Genomic DNA, 16562 nt, shown 5'->3' with positions numbered 1-16562 from the left:
AATAACCCGCGCGTTATTTTTTCGGGTTATTCCCGCTCATTTAAAACATTAACGGAACAACCCGTTAACGCATCATCAACAAATCAGAATTTTGATCTGCCATATTCATTTGAAACGAATATTTATTTCTGATTTGATCGGTTAACGGTGATCTATCTCACGGTTAATCGCCTTTTCCTGGATAAAATGACCATGCTTTCAATTACTGAAAGGAAAATGAAACATGGAAAACAACAATCGCTTAATGCCCCATATAAGGCGGACAACACATATCATGATGTTTGCCCACCGAAACTGCTTTGACTTTCATCTCTTTAATGCCCGGTAGTCCTTCGACTTCTGGCGCACTCGCTTACAGGTCATCCTGAAACACCTTATTTTACAGGCTATTGCCTGTGAACTCGTGCGCTCATTCATCTTGATTCAGACTCATCCGCACCGGGCGGACTGAATTTCAATCATCAAAAAAGCAATTCACTGATTTTAATCAGCGGCCACCCTTTGCTTTTTTTTCCGGAAAATTATCGATTTCTTTCTTGCAAGAAATCGAGGGACGCTTATTACCTAAAATAAAGAGAGAAAGATGAAAAGTTTAAAAATCGCAGCCAGCCGTGCATGTCCGGATTGCTTTACTACCCAGCGTGAACTGGTGGATGTCCGCGCTTCTGATTATATTGATGTTGCCGCCATTGTTCTGGCGGTCACGGATATTGCCAGCGGTATCCTGGATGAAATAGAAGCCACCGGTTTTGGCATTCCTGTATTTGTCGCGACGCACAAAGAAGAGTTCATCCCGGCAGACTATTTATCGCGCATTCATGGCGTATTTGAGTATTCAGACACCAGCAACGACTTTTATGGACGCCAGCTGGAAGCGGCAGCCCAGAAGTATGAAACCCAGCTGCGCCCGCCGTTTTTCCGCGCGCTTGTCGACTATGTTAAGCAGGGCAACAGCGCGTTTGACTGCCCGGGGCATCAGGGTGGCCAGTTCTTCCGCCGCCATCCTGCCGGTAATCAGTTTGTCGATTTCTTTGGTGAGACGCTTTTCCGCTCCGATCTGTGCAACGCCGACGTGGCGATGGGGGATCTGCTGATCCACGAAGGCGCGCCATGCATCGCCCAGCAGCATGCGGCAAAAGTCTTTAATGCCGATAAGACCTACTTCGTGCTGAATGGCACCTCGTCATCCAACAAAGTGGTGCTTAACGCCCTGCTCACCCCGGGCGACCTGGTACTGTTTGACCGTAACAACCACAAATCTAACCATCACGGTGCCCTCCTCCAGGCTGGCGCAACGCCGGTCTATCTGGAGACCGCGCGCAACCCGTACGGCTTTATTGGCGGCATTGACGCCCACTGCTTTGAAGAGAGCTACCTGCGCGAGCAGGTGACAGAGGTGGCGCCGGGCCGTGCACGCGATGCGCGTCCGTTCCGTCTGGCGGTGATCCAGCTCGGTACCTACGATGGCACCATCTATAACGCCCGTCAGGTGGTGGATAAGATTGGGCACCTGTGTGATTACATCCTGTTTGACTCGGCCTGGGTGGGTTACGAGCAGTTTATTCCGATGATGGCCGACTGCTCTCCGCTGCTGCTGGAGCTGAACGAAAACGATCCGGGGATCCTGGTCACCCAGTCCGTGCATAAACAGCAGGCCGGCTTCTCGCAGACCTCGCAAATCCATAAGAAAGACAGCCATATCAAAGGGCAACCGCGCTATGTCCCGCATAAGCGGCTGAATAATGCCTTTATGATGCACGCCTCCACCAGCCCGTTTTATCCGCTGTTCGCTGCGCTGGACATTAACGCCCGTATGCATGAGGGCCAGAGCGGCCGCAACATGTGGATGGACTGCGTGGTGAACGGTATCGAAGCGCGCAAGCTGATTCTGGAGAACTGCCGCTATCTGCGCCCCTTCGTGCCGGAAACGGTAGATGGCCGCCCGTGGGAAAGCTGGGACACGGCGGAGATTGCGACCGATCTGCGCTTCTTCCACTTCGTACCGGGTGAAAACTGGCACGCTTTTGAAGGCTACGCTGAGCATCAGTATTTTATCGACCCGTGCAAGCTCCTGCTGACCACGCCGGGCATCAACGCCCGCACCGGGGAGTATGAGGACTTCGGCGTGCCCGCCACTATCCTTGCCAACTTCCTGCGCGAAAACGGCATCGTGCCGGAAAAATGCGATCTCAACTCGATCCTGTTCCTGCTCACGCCTGCGGAAGATATGGGCAAACTGCAGCAGCTGGTGGCGCAGCTGGTGCGCTTCGAAAAACTGCTCGAGAGCGATGTTCCGCTAAAAGACGTCCTGCCTTCACTCTACAAACAGCATCCGGAACGTTACGCGGATTACACCCTGCGCCAGATCTGCCAGGAAATGCATGACCTGTACGCCCGCCACAACGTGAAGCAGCTGCAGAAAGAGATGTTCCGCAAGTCTCACTTCCCACGCGTGATGATGAACCCGCAGGACGCGAACTACGCCTATCTGCGCGGTGAAGTTGAACTGGTCTCCCTGCGCGACGCGGAAGGCCGCATCGCCGCCGAAGGCGCGCTCCCTTATCCGCCAGGGGTGCTGTGCGTTGTCCCAGGGGAAGTCTGGGGCGGTTCCGTGCTGCGCTACTTTGCCGCGCTGGAAGAAGGTATCAACCTTCTGCCGGGCTTCGCGCCGGAGCTGCAGGGTGTGTACGTCGAAGAGTGTGAGGGTCGCAAACAGGTTCGCTGCAACGTCATCAAAAAACCCGCCGCTCAGCCCGCGCTGCTGAAAGGAGAGAAATTATGAGTAAGTCCAATAAGATGGGCGTGGTGCAGCTGACCATCCTCACCATGGTAAACATGATGGGCTCCGGGATTATCATGCTGCCCACCAAACTGGCAGAGGTGGGTACCATCTCTATCATCTCCTGGCTGGTGACGGCAGTCGGCTCCATGGCGCTGGCGTGGGCATTCGCCAAGTGCGGGATGTTCAGCCGTAAGTCAGGCGGCATGGGTGGCTATGCCGAGTACGCCTTTGGCAAGTCGGGCAACTTTATGGCCAACTATACCTACGGCGTGTCGCTGCTGATTGCCAACGTGGCGATTGCCATCTCCGCGGTGGGTTACGGTACGGAGCTGTTTGGCGCGACGCTCAGCCCGGTACAAATTGGGCTGGCGACCATCGGGGTTCTGTGGATCTGCACCGTGGCTAACTTTGGCGGCGCGCGTATCACCGGGCAGCTCTCCAGCATCACCGTCTGGGGCGTGATTATTCCGGTTGTCGGCCTGTGCATCATCGGCTGGTTCTGGTTCTGCCCGACACTCTACGCCAACTCCTGGAACCCGCACCATGTGCCGTTCTTTACCGCTGTTGGGTCATCCATCGCCATGACGCTGTGGGCCTTCCTGGGTCTGGAATCCGCTTGCGCGAACGCGGAAGTGGTAGAGAATCCGGAAAAGAACGTGCCGATTGCGGTCCTCGGCGGCACGCTGGGCGCGGCGGTGATCTATATCGTCTCGACTAACGTGATTGCGGGCATCGTACCGAATATGGATCTGGCTAAGTCTACGGCGCCGTTCGGGCTGGCCTTCGCGCAGATGTTCACGCCTGAGGTCGGGAAAGTGATCATGGGTCTGATGGTCATGTCCTGCTGCGGCTCGCTGCTCGGCTGGCAGTTCACCATCGCACAGGTGTTTAAATCCTCGGCTGATGAAGGTTACTTCCCAAAAATCTTCTCCCGCGTGAGCAAAGCCGACGCGCCGGTGCAGGGGATGCTGGCGATTGTCATCTTCCAGAGCGGTTTGTCGCTGATGACCATTAGCCCGTCGCTGAACAGCCAGTTCAACGTCCTGGTCAACCTGGCGGTGGTGACGAATATCATTCCGTATATTCTGTCGATGGCGGCGCTGGTGATCATCCAGAAGGTGGCGAAGGTGGATCCACGCAAAGCGCGTGCGGCCAATATCGTGGCGCTGATTGGGGCAATCTACAGCTTCTATGCGCTCTACTCATCCGGCCAGGAAGCGATGCTGTATGGCGCGATGGTGACCTTTATGGGCTGGACGCTGTACGGTCTGGTGTCACCACGGTTTGAATTGAAGAACAAGCACAGTTAGGTAAAAGCAAAACGGCAACCCTGAGGTTGCCGTTTTTAATGTTTTCTCCCTCTCCCTGTGGGAGAGGGCCGGGGTGAGGGCACCAGCCCGCACCAAACACCACTTACGCGTTTTTCAGCACTTCGCTGACAATCTCTACCGCTTCTTTCTCAATCTGCTGACGGTGCTCAGCGCCGAGGAAGCTTTCGCAATAGATTTTATACGCGTCTTCCGTACCGGATGGACGCGCGGCGAACCAGCCGTTCTCGGTCATCACTTTCAGACCACCAATGGATGCGCCGTTGCCCGGTGCTGCCGTCAGACGGGCAGTGATCGGATCGCCCGCCAGGGTGCTTGCGCTGACCATCTCCGGAGAGAGTTTGGACAGGGCTGCTTTCTGAGCTGACGTCGCGCTAGCCTGAATACGGTTATAGCTTGGTGCACCAAAGCGTGCCGCCAGGTCATTGTAATGTTCCTGCGGGTTCTTACCGGTGACCGCGGTGATTTCCGCCGCCAGCAGGCACATGATGATGCCGTCTTTATCGGTTGACCATGGCGTGCCGTCGAAACGCAGGAAAGATGCCCCCGCGCTCTCTTCACCACCAAAACCGAAGCTGCCGTCGTGCAGACCATCAACGAACCATTTGAAGCCCACCGGCACTTCCACCAGCTTGCGGCCCAGCGCCTCGACCACGCGGTCGATCATCGCGGAGGACACCAGCGTTTTACCGACAGCCACCTCTTTGCCCCACTGCGGACGGTGCTGGAACAGGTAGTTAATCGCGACGGCCAGATAGTGGTTCGGGTTCATCAGCCCGGCAGGGGTGACGATACCGTGACGGTCATAATCCGGGTCGTTAGCAAACGCCAGATCGAATTTATCACGCAGCGCCAGAAGGCCCGCCATCGCGCACTCGGAGGAGCAGTCCATACGGATCGCGCCGTCTTTGTCCAGGTGCATAAAGCGGAAGGTCTGATCGACGTGATCGTTCACGATGGTCAGATCCAGCTTGTAATGCTCGGCGATACGTTTCCAGTATTCGATACCGGAGCCGCCCAGCGGATCCACGCCCAGCTTCAGGCCGGCTTTCTGGATGGCCGCCATATCAACGATATCCGCCAGCCCTTCCACGAACGGCTGAACCAGATCCTGCTCTTTCACGTGACCGGACGCCATGGCGGCATCCAGAGAAATGCGCTTCACGCCTTTCAGACCATCAGCCAGCAAGGCGTTCGCACGATCTTCCACCACTTTTGTGACGTTAGTGTCGGCCGGGCCACCGTTAGGCGGGTTGTATTTGATACCACCGTCTTCCGGCGGGTTGTGGGATGGCGTGATAACGATACCGTCAGCCAGCACGCCACCTTTTTTGTTGTGCACCAGGATGGCGTTAGAGACCGCAGGCGTTGGGGTGAAGCCGTTGTTCTCCTGAACAATCACATCAACGCCGTTTGCCGCCAGCACTTCCACCACAGAGATGAACGCCGGTTCAGACAGGGCATGGGTATCTTTCCCCACGTAGCACGGACCGGTAACGCCGTTTTTAGCGCGCTCTTCCGCGATGGCCTGAGCAATGGCCAGAATGTGCGGTTCGTTAAAGCTGTGGCGCGCCGCGCTGCCGCGGTGACCGGATGTACCAAACTTCACTGCGTGTTCTGCGTTGCCCACGACCGGTTTCAGCACGTAATACTGCGCGGTCAGCTGAGCGACGTTAATCAAATCGCTTTGTTGTGCAGGTTGGCCTGCACGGCTGTGATTTGCCATTACCGGGTCCTTCTGATGCAAGGGTTAAATTGTACCGCAAACCTTTTCAATCAATTCCGCCGGGAACTGCATGGACTGCATGATGTGTTCAATCATGCTGCACTTGCGGCCCGTATTGGTATTGGTGATCACCCAGTACGGGGTGCCAGGAACATGTTTGGGCTTGGTTTGATTGCCATTTTGCAGCAGCGTCTGCTCGTCGCCCGCGAAATAGACGCGAGTACGGCCGTGAAGCGACTCGGTCGCTTCAGCAAACGCTTTGTTATCCAGTGAATAAAGTGTAGACAGCACCAGCATAAAGCGGTTAACCGCCTTTTTCTGCTCCGCGTATTCATCGGAGAGCAGCAGCTCGCGCATCGCGCGCACTTTATCTTTTGCCGGTGTCACGGCAGGTTTTGCTTGCGCAACAACGCTTGGCTGAGACACGACATCTTTGGTGACTGGGGTAGCAGGCTGTGAAGCGGCGGAAATTTTAAGCATGCGCCGTAAAATGTCGGACGCGCTCTCCCCGATATGCCGCGTCTGGCTGGCAATATACTGATAGAGTTCGTCATCAACTTCGATTGTTTTCATCTTAATCCAGTGCGATATCTTATCTGAATACAAGTCATTGGGATTATAAGGTCAAATCCCAACAGCGGATAGCGTCAAACCAGGTTGGCGGCAAAAGTCAGATTAAACTGGAACCTTGCAGCCGGGCGGCAGAATGGTCAACATGATACCCTAACCTGACATACGTAAAAAAAGAACTTTGCCATGAAATTGAATACCCGAGCGCAAACTGCACAATCGCAGAACAATAATTCTCCCATCGTACTGGTTCACGGGCTTTTTGGCAGCCTGGATAACCTGGGCGTGCTGGCGCGCGATCTGGTTACCGACCACGATATTTTACAGGTCGATATGCGCAATCACGGTCTTTCCGGGCGTTCCGACGAGATGACCTACGCGGCGATGGCGCGGGATCTGCTGGATACGCTGGATGCACATAGCCTGCAAAAGGTAACGCTGATCGGGCATTCAATGGGTGGCAAAGCAGTGATGGCCCTGACGGCGCGGGCCCCGGAGCGTATTAGCGGCCTGGTGGTGATTGACGTCGCGCCCGTGGATTACGATGTCCGCCGTCATGACGAGATTTTTGCCGCCATTAATGCGGTCACAGAAGCGGGTGTCGCGACACGCCAACAGGCGGCTGCCGTCATGCGTGAGCATCTTGATGAAGAAGGCGTCGTGCAGTTCCTGCTGAAGTCGTTTGTTGACGGGCAATGGCGTTTTAACGTGCCGGTGCTCTGGGACCAGTACAACAACATCGTGGGCTGGGAAACCGTCCCCGCCTGGCCACACCCTACCCTCTTTATTCGCGGCGGAAACTCTCCTTACGTTACCGACGCGTACCGCGACACGCTGCTGGCCCAATTCCCGCAGGCTCGCGCCCACGTGATTGCCGGTGCCGGGCACTGGGTGCATGCGGAAAAACCGGATGCCGTACTGCGCGCCATTCGCCGCTATCTCGCTGATACTGCAAATTGATTAAAAAGAAAGCGACTGGAAGGCTGTGGGCTTCCAGTCGTTGGCGTGCCGTTTTTGGTGATGTATGATGGCGCGCTTATCGCCCGGGCATTAGCAGGGCGGCGTGTTTCCCCCGAAGTCTCTGAATCATGGCCAAAGAACAAACGGACCGTACGACACTAGATCTGTTCGCGAATGAGCGTCGCCCGGGACGACCCAAGACGAATCCGCTTTCGCGCGATGAACAGCTGCGTATCAATAAACGCAACCAGCTTAAACGCGATAAAAATCGTGGGCTTAAGCGTGTCGAACTGAAGCTTAACGCCGACGCCGTCGATGCGCTGAACGAGCTGGCTGACGCGCGAAATATCAGCCGCAGCGAGCTCATTGAAGAGATGTTGCTCGTCCAGCTTGAGACGTTACGCAGCCAGGCATAAGTCTGAAAATCCCCTTTATCGCCCTTTTCATGTAGCACAGAGTGCAGTCCTGCGCGATAGCTGTTTCCGCAGGGTTGCCAGTTCTGCTATTATTGCCCTTATCCGTGGCCGAATTGCGCCACCATACTATTAAGTTTCAAGAGGTTATTTTACTCATGGCAATCATCGGCATTTTCTTTGGCAGTGATACCGGCAATACCGAAAATATCGCAAAAAACATTCAAAAACAGCTCGGTAAAGACGTTGCTGATGTGCATGACATCGCTAAGAGCAGCAAAGAAGATCTGGAAGGCTATGACATTCTGCTGCTGGGTATCCCAACCTGGTACTACGGTGAAGCCCAGTGCGACTGGGATGATTTCTTCCCGACGCTGGAAGAAGTGGACTTCAACGGTAAGCTGGTGGCCCTGTTTGGCTGTGGCGATCAGGAAGACTACGCCGAATACTTCTGTGACGCGCTGGGTACCATCCGCGATATCATTGAGCCGAATGGCGCGGTTATCGTAGGCCACTGGCCGACCGCCGGTTACCACTTCGAAGCGTCTAAAGGCCTGGCCGATGACGATCACTTCGTGGGTCTGGCTATTGACGAAGACCGTCAGCCAGAGCTGACGGCAGAGCGCGTTGAGAAATGGGTGAAGCAGATCCGTGAGGAACTGCACCTGGACGATATTCTGAACGCCTGATTTTTATCGCGGCGCAGCGGCGGCTGCGCCCGTGCTCCAGGTCAAACCGATTAAATTAATCGCTACAATCTTTTAACTTTTTCGCCCAGACCTGTACAATGTCTCCCTGATAAAGTGTGGTTTTCCATTGAGCAAGTTTGTTGGTGATACCCCATTTTTATAAGCATATTTTGCCTGAGACTTGCAGTTTTCATTTAGCCATGGCAGTTCTATAATGAGACGCATTATCCCAGGTGCATTTTCTGTCACTTCCTACAGAAGTGAATCGTTTAGCAACAGGACAGATTCCGCATGACTGACAACAATACCGCATTAAAGAAGGCTGGCCTGAAAGTTACGCTTCCTCGGTTAAAAATCCTTGAAGTGCTTCAGGGTCCAGACAATCACCATGTCAGTGCGGAAGACCTCTATAAACGTCTTATCGACATGGGTGAAGAGATTGGGCTGGCTACCGTCTATCGCGTGCTGAACCAGTTTGATGACGCGGGCATTGTTACCCGTCATAATTTCGAAGGCGGTAAATCTGTTTTCGAACTGACCCAGCAGCAGCACCACGATCATCTGATCTGCCTCGATTGCGGCAAGGTCATTGAATTCAGCGATGATTCCATTGAATCACGCCAGCGTGAAATCGCGGCGCGTCATGGCATCCGCCTGACGAACCACAGCCTGTACCTTTACGGTCACTGCGCTGAAGGCGACTGCCGCGAAGACGACCACGCGCACGACGCGAAATAAGCGAGCGTTCATACTCTGAGCCAGCCGCAAGGTTGGCTTTTTTTTGCCTGAAAAAAGCCCGGTGGCGCTGCGCTTACCGGGCGTAAAGCAACTTATTTATTGTTATTGCGTATCTCGTTCCAGATCTTATCGCAACGCTTCGCCACTTCCTGATCGTTACCGGTTTTACGCGCCTGAATGCAGGCCTGGTAATCCATCACGCGGACGTTCTCCTGCGTAGCGAACTGCTCGTGCGCTTTCTCTTTCTTCAGCACGTTCAGCACGCTCTGACAGGCTTCAATCTTCTCCGGCGAACCTTCCGCAGTATTAATACAGGCGCTATACGCCTCCTTCAGACGGGTGTCCTCTTTCGGCGCCTGTGTCTGAGCACACGCCACCAGCCCTGATGCCAGCAACGCGACGATTACGATTTTTTTCATCATGTGCAGTCTCCATACCGGCGGGACTCAGCCCGCCGGTGCGTTCATCAGAAGATGGTGAATGGGGCGATAACCATGAATTTCACGTCACGTTCATCCTGGAAGATGTTGCCGTAACCGCCCGCATAGCTCGGGATATCGGAGTGGTTGTCATACTGGGTGAAGTGCAGTTTGAACATCGTGCCTTTCGCGCGGCCATCCTGCAGGGTATAGATAGCATCGAGGCTGTAGGAAGACTCTTTCAGGCGATAGTTGGGATCGTAGTATGCGTCCGGGGTTGCCATATCGGCAGGTTTTGCGTCCCAGGCGTAAGCGTAAGAAGCGCCCACCGCCCAGCCAGGCAGGTTCCAGTTTTTCAGATCATACATTGCGCCGAAGAAGACCGCTTTCTCGCCGTCGGCGTTGAAGTCGGAACGGTTATCCCACCAGATATCAAGACGACCGTTGGAGGAGGCGTAGGTCGGCGTCATACGCTGCAGGAAGTAGCCCTGCTGCCCTTCCGCCTTCACCCATGTGCCTTCCAGACGCAAATCAACCTGACCGACCTTGTAGCCGAAGGTTAACGCCTGCAGCCACGCGGTGCCGTCATAAATGTCATTGACGCCGCCGTTACTGACTTTATCGCGCGTACCGTAGAACTGATAGCTGGTGCTCAGCGGGCTACCCGCGACATCGAATTTATAGCTGGCCTTGGCAAAATACTGATCGATATAGCCCTGTGCCTGACCAAATGCCGCTTCAAGCACCAGATCGTTTTTGAAATCGTACTTCGCGCCCAGCGAGTGCAGGTAATCGACTTTGGTTTTTTTATCGTTCTGGTAGAACTTGTCCATCTCGATGTGCCACGGCGCTTTGTACTCGTTGGTCCACATATAGGAGAAGCTCAACGCACCCGCATCACCGTAGTCAAAGTTAGCCCCGGCTTCCGCACCCTGATAGGTACCCGGCATAAAGCTCCAGTGCGGCGCTAACAGGGTCTGGCCAGTTGGCTGAATATAACCACCGCGCGCCCATACCGGGCCGTATTTAAATTTCGCAGCGGCTTTGTAAAGGCTGATACCGCTCTTATCGCCGGACCAGTCTTCTTTATACGCTTTGTTACTGGAGGAGAAGGCGATTTCATTCGGGTGGCCGCTGTCGCCGTTTTCCGCCATTTCAATCGCGGTGAACGCAGCGATATCCAGACCGAACATATCCGCGGCATAGCCTGACTGGAAGTCCAGGTTGGCGTTCCAGGTGGAGTGCGAAAGGTTGGTTTTATATTTATCTTCAGTGACGTCTTTACGGTCACGTTCACGCTGCCAGTAATAAATACCGCCCGTGAGGGTAGAATCGTCGATGAAGCCTGCCGCTTTCGCCTCTGGTGTCACCACCAGGCCCGACATTGCTGTCACACCGGCAATAGCCAGCGCCAGCGCACTACGTTTGCCACTGAACGTACGCATAGATTATTCCTCTTTGACGAATTAAAACGCCTGAAACGGCGTAAATAAAAAAGACCAAATGGTCAGGGGTAGTTTTAAATACCCTCGAATTAACTACCGTCTTTAGGTTATTTTTCGCGACGCGAATTATCAATGCTTTTTAGCGGACAAAAGTCAGGATTATGACGAAGTGCACATAATTGGTAGTGATTTGTAACATTTGCAGAGAGGCGAGCAATGGCGGGGAATTATCAGGTATTTCAGTGGCTAGACGTGGGTTCTCTTTCTTTTTTTACCACCTTTTTGATTTTCGTAATGACACAAACTTTTTTAAAAAAAATAAGTAGCACCTCATTGACCTGATATTTTCATGGCACCTCTTTAAGCCCTGGCTTAATACCCTGATCGTTAAATAAAAAAACGCCGCATAGTGCGGCGTTTGTCTCTCATTGACCAGAGCAGCAATATTATTCGCCGATCTTCGTCCAGGTATCACGCAGGCCGACGGTACGGTTAAATACCGGTTTTTCCGCCGTACTGTAACGGCTGTCCAGGCAGAAGTAACCTTCACGTTCAAACTGGAACGCTTTGCCCGCTTCAGCGGCTTTCAGAGAAGGCTCCGCATAACCCTGCTTGATCACCAGAGATTCCGGGTTGATGGTCGCCAGGAAGTCTTCCGCCGCACCCGGGTTAGGCACGCTGAACAGACGATCGTACAGACGAATTTCTACCGGCAGCGCGTGGGAAGCGCTCACCCAGTGAATAACGCCCTTCACTTTACGGCCGTCAGCAGGATCTTTGCTCAGGGTGTCAGCATCATAAGAACAGAAGATGGTGGTGATATTCCCTTCTGCATCTTTCTCTACGCGCTCGGCTTTGATGACGTAGGCGTTACGCAGACGCACTTCTTTACCCAGCACCAGACGCTTGTACTGCTTGTTGGCTTCTTCGCGGAAGTCAGCACGATCGATCCAGATTTCGCCGCTGAACGGCACGTCGCGAGTTCCCATCTCCGGCTTGCTCGGATGGTTAGGCATTGCAACCAGCTCGCTCTCGCCCTGCGGATAGTTTTCGATAACCAGCTTAACCGGGTCGATAACGGCCATCGCGCGCGGGGCATTTTCGTTCAGGTCTTCACGAATGCAGGACTCCAGAGAAGCGATCTCAATGGTATTGTCCTGCTTGGTGACACCAATACGTTTACAGAACTCGCGGATAGACGCGGAGGTATAACCACGACGGCGCAGACCGGAGATGGTCGGCATACGCGGGTCATCCCAACCTTCAACGTGCTTGTCGGTCACCAGCAGGTTCAGCTTACGCTTGGACATCACGGTGTATTCCAGATTCAAACGAGAGAACTCGTACTGGCGCGGATGCACAGGAATGGTGATGTTATCCAGCACCCAGTCGTACAGACGACGGTTGTCCTGGAACTCCAGCGTACACAGAGAGTGCGTAATGCCTTCCAGCGCATCGCTGATGCAGTGGGTGAAGTCGTACATCGGGTAGATGCACCACTTGTTACCGGTCTGGTGGTGTTCTGCGAACTTGATGCGGTACAGCACCGGATCGCGCATCACGATGAACGGAGACGCCATGTCGATTTTGGCACGCAGGCACGCTTTGCCTTCTTCGAAGCCGCCGGCACGCATTTTTTCAAACAGCGCCAGGTTCTCTTCCACGCTGCGATCGCGGAACGGGCTGTTTTTGCCCGGCGCGGTCAGCGTACCGCGATATTCACGGATTTCATCAGCAGACAGTTCGTCAACATACGCCAGACCTTTATTGATCAGCTCAACCGCGTAGGCGTACAGCTGATCGAAATAGTCAGAGGAGTAGCAGATATCGCCAGACCAGTTGAAGCCCAGCCATTGCACGTCATTTTTGATGGACTCAACGTATTCGATGTCTTCTTTTACTGGGTTGGTGTCATCGAAACGCAGGTTGCACTGTCCCTGGTAGTCTTGCGCAATGCCAAAGTTCAGGCAAATGGACTTCGCATGCCCGATATGCAGGTAGCCGTTCGGCTCCGGCGGAAAGCGGGTATGAACTGTGGTGTGCTTACCACTGGCCAGATCTTCATCGATGATCTGACGAATAAAGTTACTCGGGCGGGCTTCTGCCTCACTCATCGTGGATTCCTCAAAGCGTAAACAACGTATAACGGCGTATGATCTTATAAGCCGGACGTAGTGACAACCCTTAGTTACGGAAAATACGTATCTGATGAAAATAATGGGGGCGTTTGCTGCAAAAAAAAGCGGCGGAGGATATCCCCCGCCGCTTAAGGCATGACTCTACTCAGGAGCGATTACTTGCCTTTAATCTCATACAGCGGCGTTTGACCCGCAACAACCTGACCTTTAGCCTGAATGACCAGGCCACTGAAGTCATCGATGTTGCTGCAAACGACCGGGCTTATCATGGAGCGCGCGTTGGCGTTCAGGAAGTCCAGATCCATTTCCAGAATCGGCTGCCCGGCTACCACTTCAGCGCCCTCTTCCACCAGGCGAGTAAAGCCCTGACCGTTCAGCGCAACGGTATCGATACCCATATGGACAACGATCTCCGCGCCATTTTCGGTTTCGAGGCAGAACGCGTGGTTGGTGTTGAAGATTTTCACGATGGTACCGGCCGCCGGAGACACAACGGTTTTTTCCGTTGGTTTCACCGCCACACCGTCACCGACCGCTTTGCTGGCGAACGCTTCATCAGGTACCTGCTCAATTGCAACGACTTCACCGGTTACCGGTGAAACCAGCGCGGCTACCGTTTTGGCGTTGGGTACCGCCTGCGGTTTTGCAGCCGCTGGCGCGGCGGCAGGTGCGGCAGAAGCTTCTGCTGCGGCTACCGGACCGGTGGTTTTCATGGCGTTAGCAATTTTCTCTGCCACGAAGCCAACGATAATCTGCACGCTGGTTTTGTTCAGGCGGATAACGCCGGAAGCACCCAGACGTTTGGCCAGCGCTTCGTTCACCAGGGAAGAGTCTTTAACGTTCAGACGCAGGCGAGTGATACAGGCGTCGATACCGGTCAGGTTGTCAGAACCGCCGACAGCGGCGATGTACTGACGCGCCAGACCTGATACGTCCTGATCCTGAGCACCGCTCACGTTCATATCCTGACCATCCGCTTCGCTACCGGCCACAGCCAGTTCGCGACCCGGCGTCATCAGGTTGAATTTGGTGATAGTGAAACGGAACACCATGTAGTAAATCGCGAAGAACACCAGACCTTGCGGGATCAGCATCCACCAGTGGGTCGCCAGCGGGTTACGGGACGACAGCACCATATCCACCAGACCGGCGCTGAAGCCGAAACCGGCAATCCAGTGCATGCTGGCAGCGATGAACACGGAGATACCGGTCAGCACGGCGTGGATCACATACAGAACCGGCGCCACGAACATGAAGGAGAACTCCAGCGGCTCGGTGATACCGGTGAAGAAGGCCGCGAACGCCCCCGCCATCATGATACCCAGCACTTTCGCTTTATTCTCTGGACGCGCGCAGTGGTAGATAGCCAGCGCAGCACCCGGCAGACCAAACATCATGATCGGGAAGAAGCCAGCCTGGTAACGACCGGTGATACCGACAACCGCTTTTCCTGCTTCGATGGACTGTGCGCCACCCAGGAAGTTAGGGATATCGTTAATACCGGCAACGTCGAACCAGAATACGGAGTTCAGCGCATGGTGCAGACCGACCGGGATCAGCAGACGGTTGAAGAACGCGTACACGCCCGCACCGACAGAACCCAGCTTCTGGATGTGCTCACCGAAGTTCACCAGACCGTCGAAGATCATCGGCCAGACGTACATCATGATGAACGCGACAACGATCATCACAAACGAGGTCAGGATGGGGACCAGGCGGCGACCGCTAAAGAAGGAGAGCGCTTTTGGCAGCTCCACGCTGCTGAAGCGGTTATACAGTTCAGCGGAGATGATACCCACAAGGATACCGACAAACTGGTTGCTGATCTTACCGAATGCCGCCGGAACCTGGTCCGCCGGAATTTTTTGGATCATGGCCACCGCTGCAGGCGAGCAGAGGGTGGTTAACACGAGGAAACCGACAAAACCGGTCAGCGCAGCGGCGCCGTCTTTGTCTTTGGACATACCGTAAGCCACACCAATCGCGAACAACACGGACATGTTGTCGATAATGGCGGAGCCTGACTTGATAAAGAACGCCGCCAGCGCGCTGGTATTACCCCAGCCGTTGGGGTCGATCCAGTAGCCGACACCCATCAGGATGGCTGCGGCAGGCAGCGTGGCGACCGGCACCATCAGTGCGCGACCAACCTTTTGTAAATAACCTAGAATACTCACTTTCTTCCCCCTATGAGACCCCGTTTAAGGCATGTTCTCAGCTCTGTTTTTTATTGTGTCACGAACGATAGATACCGTTGATGCTTCACTGGCATTGTGAGTGTGTGAAAAATTAATTCGTATCGCAAATTAAACGCGTACTTTTTGTGATTTTTGTCACCAAATATCGTTATTTACCCTCCCTCATACTGGCTAACAGCGAAAACTTATTTTATCATTCAAAAAATCAAGACGGATTGATCCGGCCTGAAAGTTTCCAGGTTACGCTTAAATATCAGGTTCCGATAGCCATCCGCCCACTCTTCTACTTTAACTCTTGAGGTGAACAATGAGACTGATTCCCCTGGCAACTGCTGAACAAGTCGGTAAATGGGCCGCTCGCCATATCGTTAATCGTATTAACGCGTTTAAACCGACCGCCGATCGTCCTTTCGTTCTTGGACTTCCGACAGGCGGCACGCCGCTGACCGCCTATAAGGCGCTGGTTGAGATGCATAAAGCAGGCCAGGTTAGCTTCAAACATGTTGTGACCTTCAATATGGATGAATACGTAGGCTTACCGAAAGACCACCCGGAAAGCTACCACAGCTTTATGCACCGCAATTTCTTTGATCACGTTGATATTCCATCTGAAAATATTAACCTGCTGAATGGAAACGCGCCTGATATTGACGCAGAATGCCGTCAGTATGAAGAAAAAATCCGTTCTTACGGTAAGATCCACCTGTTCATGGGTGGTGTAGGTAATGATGGTCATATCGCGTTCAACGAACCGGCGTCATCTCTGGCTTCTCGCACCCGTATTAAAACGCTGACCCATGACACGCGCGTGGCAAACTCCCGCTTCTTTGACGGCGATGTTAACCAGGTTCCAAAATACGCCCTGACCGTTGGCGTAGGCACCCTGCTGGATGCCGAAGAAGTAATGATTCTGGTGCTGGGCGGTGTGAAAGCGCAAGCGCTCCAGGCTGCCGTTGAAGGCAACGTTAACCATATGTGGACCATCAGCTGCCTGCAGCTGCATCCTAAATCAGTCATCGTCTGCGACGAACCGTCCACGATGGAGCTGAAGGTAAAAACGCTGAAATACTTCAACGAGTTAGAAGCTGAGAACATCAAAGGTCTGTAATTGAATAACCGCCTCTTCATCAAGAGGCGGCCGCTTTTTTTTAACCGG

14 protein-coding genes are annotated in these 16562 nt (G+C 53.9%); 8 read left to right on the top strand and 6 right to left on the bottom strand.

Translation table 11 applies throughout. The features are described from left to right. Window positions 1–223: 223 nt before the first annotated feature. The 3 genes from speFL to potE all read left to right on the top strand — a co-directional run bounded on the left by speFL (window position 224) and on the right by potE (window position 4092). Entirely contained in the window at window positions 224–328 is a 105-nt protein-coding gene (gene speFL / locus AC2TE5_RS06245; RefSeq protein WP_003858645.1) for a leader peptide SpeFL, read from the top strand. A gap of 255 nt (window positions 329–583) precedes the next feature. After that, on the top strand, window positions 584–2782 hold the full coding sequence (gene speF, locus AC2TE5_RS06240) for an ornithine decarboxylase SpeF (RefSeq protein ID WP_484612848.1): 2199 nt from the start codon (window positions 584–586) through the stop codon (window positions 2780–2782). Then, entirely contained in the window at window positions 2779–4092 is a 1314-nt protein-coding gene (gene potE, locus AC2TE5_RS06235; RefSeq protein ID WP_484612847.1) for a putrescine-ornithine antiporter, read from the top strand. Before speF ends, potE begins: the two co-directional genes overlap by 4 nt. 103 nt (window positions 4093–4195) lie before the next feature. Here the strand turns inward: potE and pgm are convergent, their stop codons facing one another. Further along, window positions 4196–5836: a phosphoglucomutase (alpha-D-glucose-1,6-bisphosphate-dependent) gene (pgm, locus tag AC2TE5_RS06230; protein ID WP_484612846.1), complete on the bottom strand. Its 1641-nt coding sequence runs from the start codon at window positions 5834–5836 to the stop codon at window positions 4196–4198. Window positions 5837–5860: 24 nt separating this feature from the next. After that, a complete protein-coding gene (gene seqA / locus AC2TE5_RS06225) occupies window positions 5861–6409 on the bottom strand; it encodes a replication initiation negative regulator SeqA (protein ID WP_008501070.1) in 549 nt (182 codons plus the stop codon). Window positions 6410–6592: 183 nt separating this feature from the next. On the opposite strand from seqA, the gene ybfF reads away from it, so the two are divergent. The 4 genes from ybfF to fur all read left to right on the top strand — a co-directional run bounded on the left by ybfF (window position 6593) and on the right by fur (window position 9206). Further along, window positions 6593–7366: an esterase gene (gene ybfF, locus AC2TE5_RS06220; RefSeq protein ID WP_484612845.1), complete on the top strand. Its 774-nt coding sequence runs from the start codon at window positions 6593–6595 to the stop codon at window positions 7364–7366. 128 nt (window positions 7367–7494) lie between these two features. Continuing rightward, window positions 7495–7782, top strand: coding sequence for a LexA regulated protein (gene ybfE / locus AC2TE5_RS06215; protein WP_028019455.1), 288 nt, complete (start codon window positions 7495–7497; stop codon window positions 7780–7782). A 155-nt stretch (window positions 7783–7937) separates the two neighbouring features. After that, window positions 7938–8468 carry a flavodoxin FldA gene (gene fldA / locus AC2TE5_RS06210; protein ID WP_008501067.1) on the top strand — a complete coding sequence of 177 codons (531 nt, stop codon included), beginning with the start codon at window positions 7938–7940 and terminating at the stop codon, window positions 8466–8468. Between the two features lie 291 nt (window positions 8469–8759). Next, window positions 8760–9206: a ferric iron uptake transcriptional regulator gene (gene fur / locus AC2TE5_RS06205; RefSeq protein WP_023310771.1), complete on the top strand. Its 447-nt coding sequence runs from the start codon at window positions 8760–8762 to the stop codon at window positions 9204–9206. 92 nt (window positions 9207–9298) lie between these two features. Here fur and chiQ read toward each other — a convergent pair whose 3' ends face one another. The 4 genes from chiQ to nagE form a co-directional block, all read right to left on the bottom strand. Beyond that, window positions 9299–9625: a ChiQ/YbfN family lipoprotein gene (chiQ, locus tag AC2TE5_RS06200; protein ID WP_032661388.1), complete on the bottom strand. Its 327-nt coding sequence runs from the start codon at window positions 9623–9625 to the stop codon at window positions 9299–9301. A 47-nt stretch (window positions 9626–9672) separates the two neighbouring features. After that, on the bottom strand, window positions 9673–11070 hold the full coding sequence (gene chiP / locus AC2TE5_RS06195; protein ID WP_023334910.1) for a chitoporin ChiP: 1398 nt from the start codon (window positions 11068–11070) through the stop codon (window positions 9673–9675). Between the two features lie 446 nt (window positions 11071–11516). Continuing rightward, window positions 11517–13184, bottom strand: coding sequence for a glutamine--tRNA ligase (glnS, locus tag AC2TE5_RS06190; RefSeq protein ID WP_213330642.1), 1668 nt, complete (start codon window positions 13182–13184; stop codon window positions 11517–11519). Between the two features lie 179 nt (window positions 13185–13363). Beyond that, window positions 13364–15385 carry an N-acetylglucosamine-specific PTS transporter subunit IIBC gene (gene nagE, locus AC2TE5_RS06185; RefSeq protein WP_311390946.1) on the bottom strand — a complete coding sequence of 674 codons (2022 nt, stop codon included), beginning with the start codon at window positions 15383–15385 and terminating at the stop codon, window positions 13364–13366. A 328-nt stretch (window positions 15386–15713) separates the two neighbouring features. On the opposite strand from nagE, the gene nagB reads away from it, so the two are divergent. Further along, complete coding sequence (gene nagB, locus AC2TE5_RS06180) at window positions 15714–16514, top strand: glucosamine-6-phosphate deaminase (RefSeq protein ID WP_023310765.1); 801 nt, start codon at window positions 15714–15716, stop codon at window positions 16512–16514. Window positions 16515–16562 lie beyond the last annotated feature (48 nt).

This window comes from Enterobacter sp. N5-15 (assembly GCF_057221635.1).
This window is presented reverse-complemented; position numbering and strand designations above follow the sequence as displayed.

Coding starts and splice junctions, on each gene's coding strand:
- seqA (WP_008501070.1), bottom strand. CDS start 6,409: ATGAAAACAATCGAAGTTGATGACGAACTCTATCAGTATATTGCCAGC.
- fldA (WP_008501067.1), top strand. CDS start 7,938: ATGGCAATCATCGGCATTTTCTTTGGCAGTGATACCGGCAATACCGAA.
- chiP (WP_023334910.1), bottom strand. CDS start 11,070: ATGCGTACGTTCAGTGGCAAACGTAGTGCGCTGGCGCTGGCTATTGCC.
- nagB (WP_023310765.1), top strand. CDS start 15,714: ATGAGACTGATTCCCCTGGCAACTGCTGAACAAGTCGGTAAATGGGCC.
- chiQ (WP_032661388.1), bottom strand. CDS start 9,625: ATGAAAAAAATCGTAATCGTCGCGTTGCTGGCATCAGGGCTGGTGGCG.
- speF (WP_484612848.1), top strand. CDS start 584: ATGAAAAGTTTAAAAATCGCAGCCAGCCGTGCATGTCCGGATTGCTTT.
- ybfF (WP_484612845.1), top strand. CDS start 6,593: ATGAAATTGAATACCCGAGCGCAAACTGCACAATCGCAGAACAATAAT.
- fur (WP_023310771.1), top strand. CDS start 8,760: ATGACTGACAACAATACCGCATTAAAGAAGGCTGGCCTGAAAGTTACG.
- ybfE (WP_028019455.1), top strand. CDS start 7,495: ATGGCCAAAGAACAAACGGACCGTACGACACTAGATCTGTTCGCGAAT.
- speFL (WP_003858645.1), top strand. CDS start 224: ATGGAAAACAACAATCGCTTAATGCCCCATATAAGGCGGACAACACAT.
- glnS (WP_213330642.1), bottom strand. CDS start 13,184: ATGAGTGAGGCAGAAGCCCGCCCGAGTAACTTTATTCGTCAGATCATC.
- potE (WP_484612847.1), top strand. CDS start 2,779: ATGAGTAAGTCCAATAAGATGGGCGTGGTGCAGCTGACCATCCTCACC.
- pgm (WP_484612846.1), bottom strand. CDS start 5,836: ATGGCAAATCACAGCCGTGCAGGCCAACCTGCACAACAAAGCGATTTG.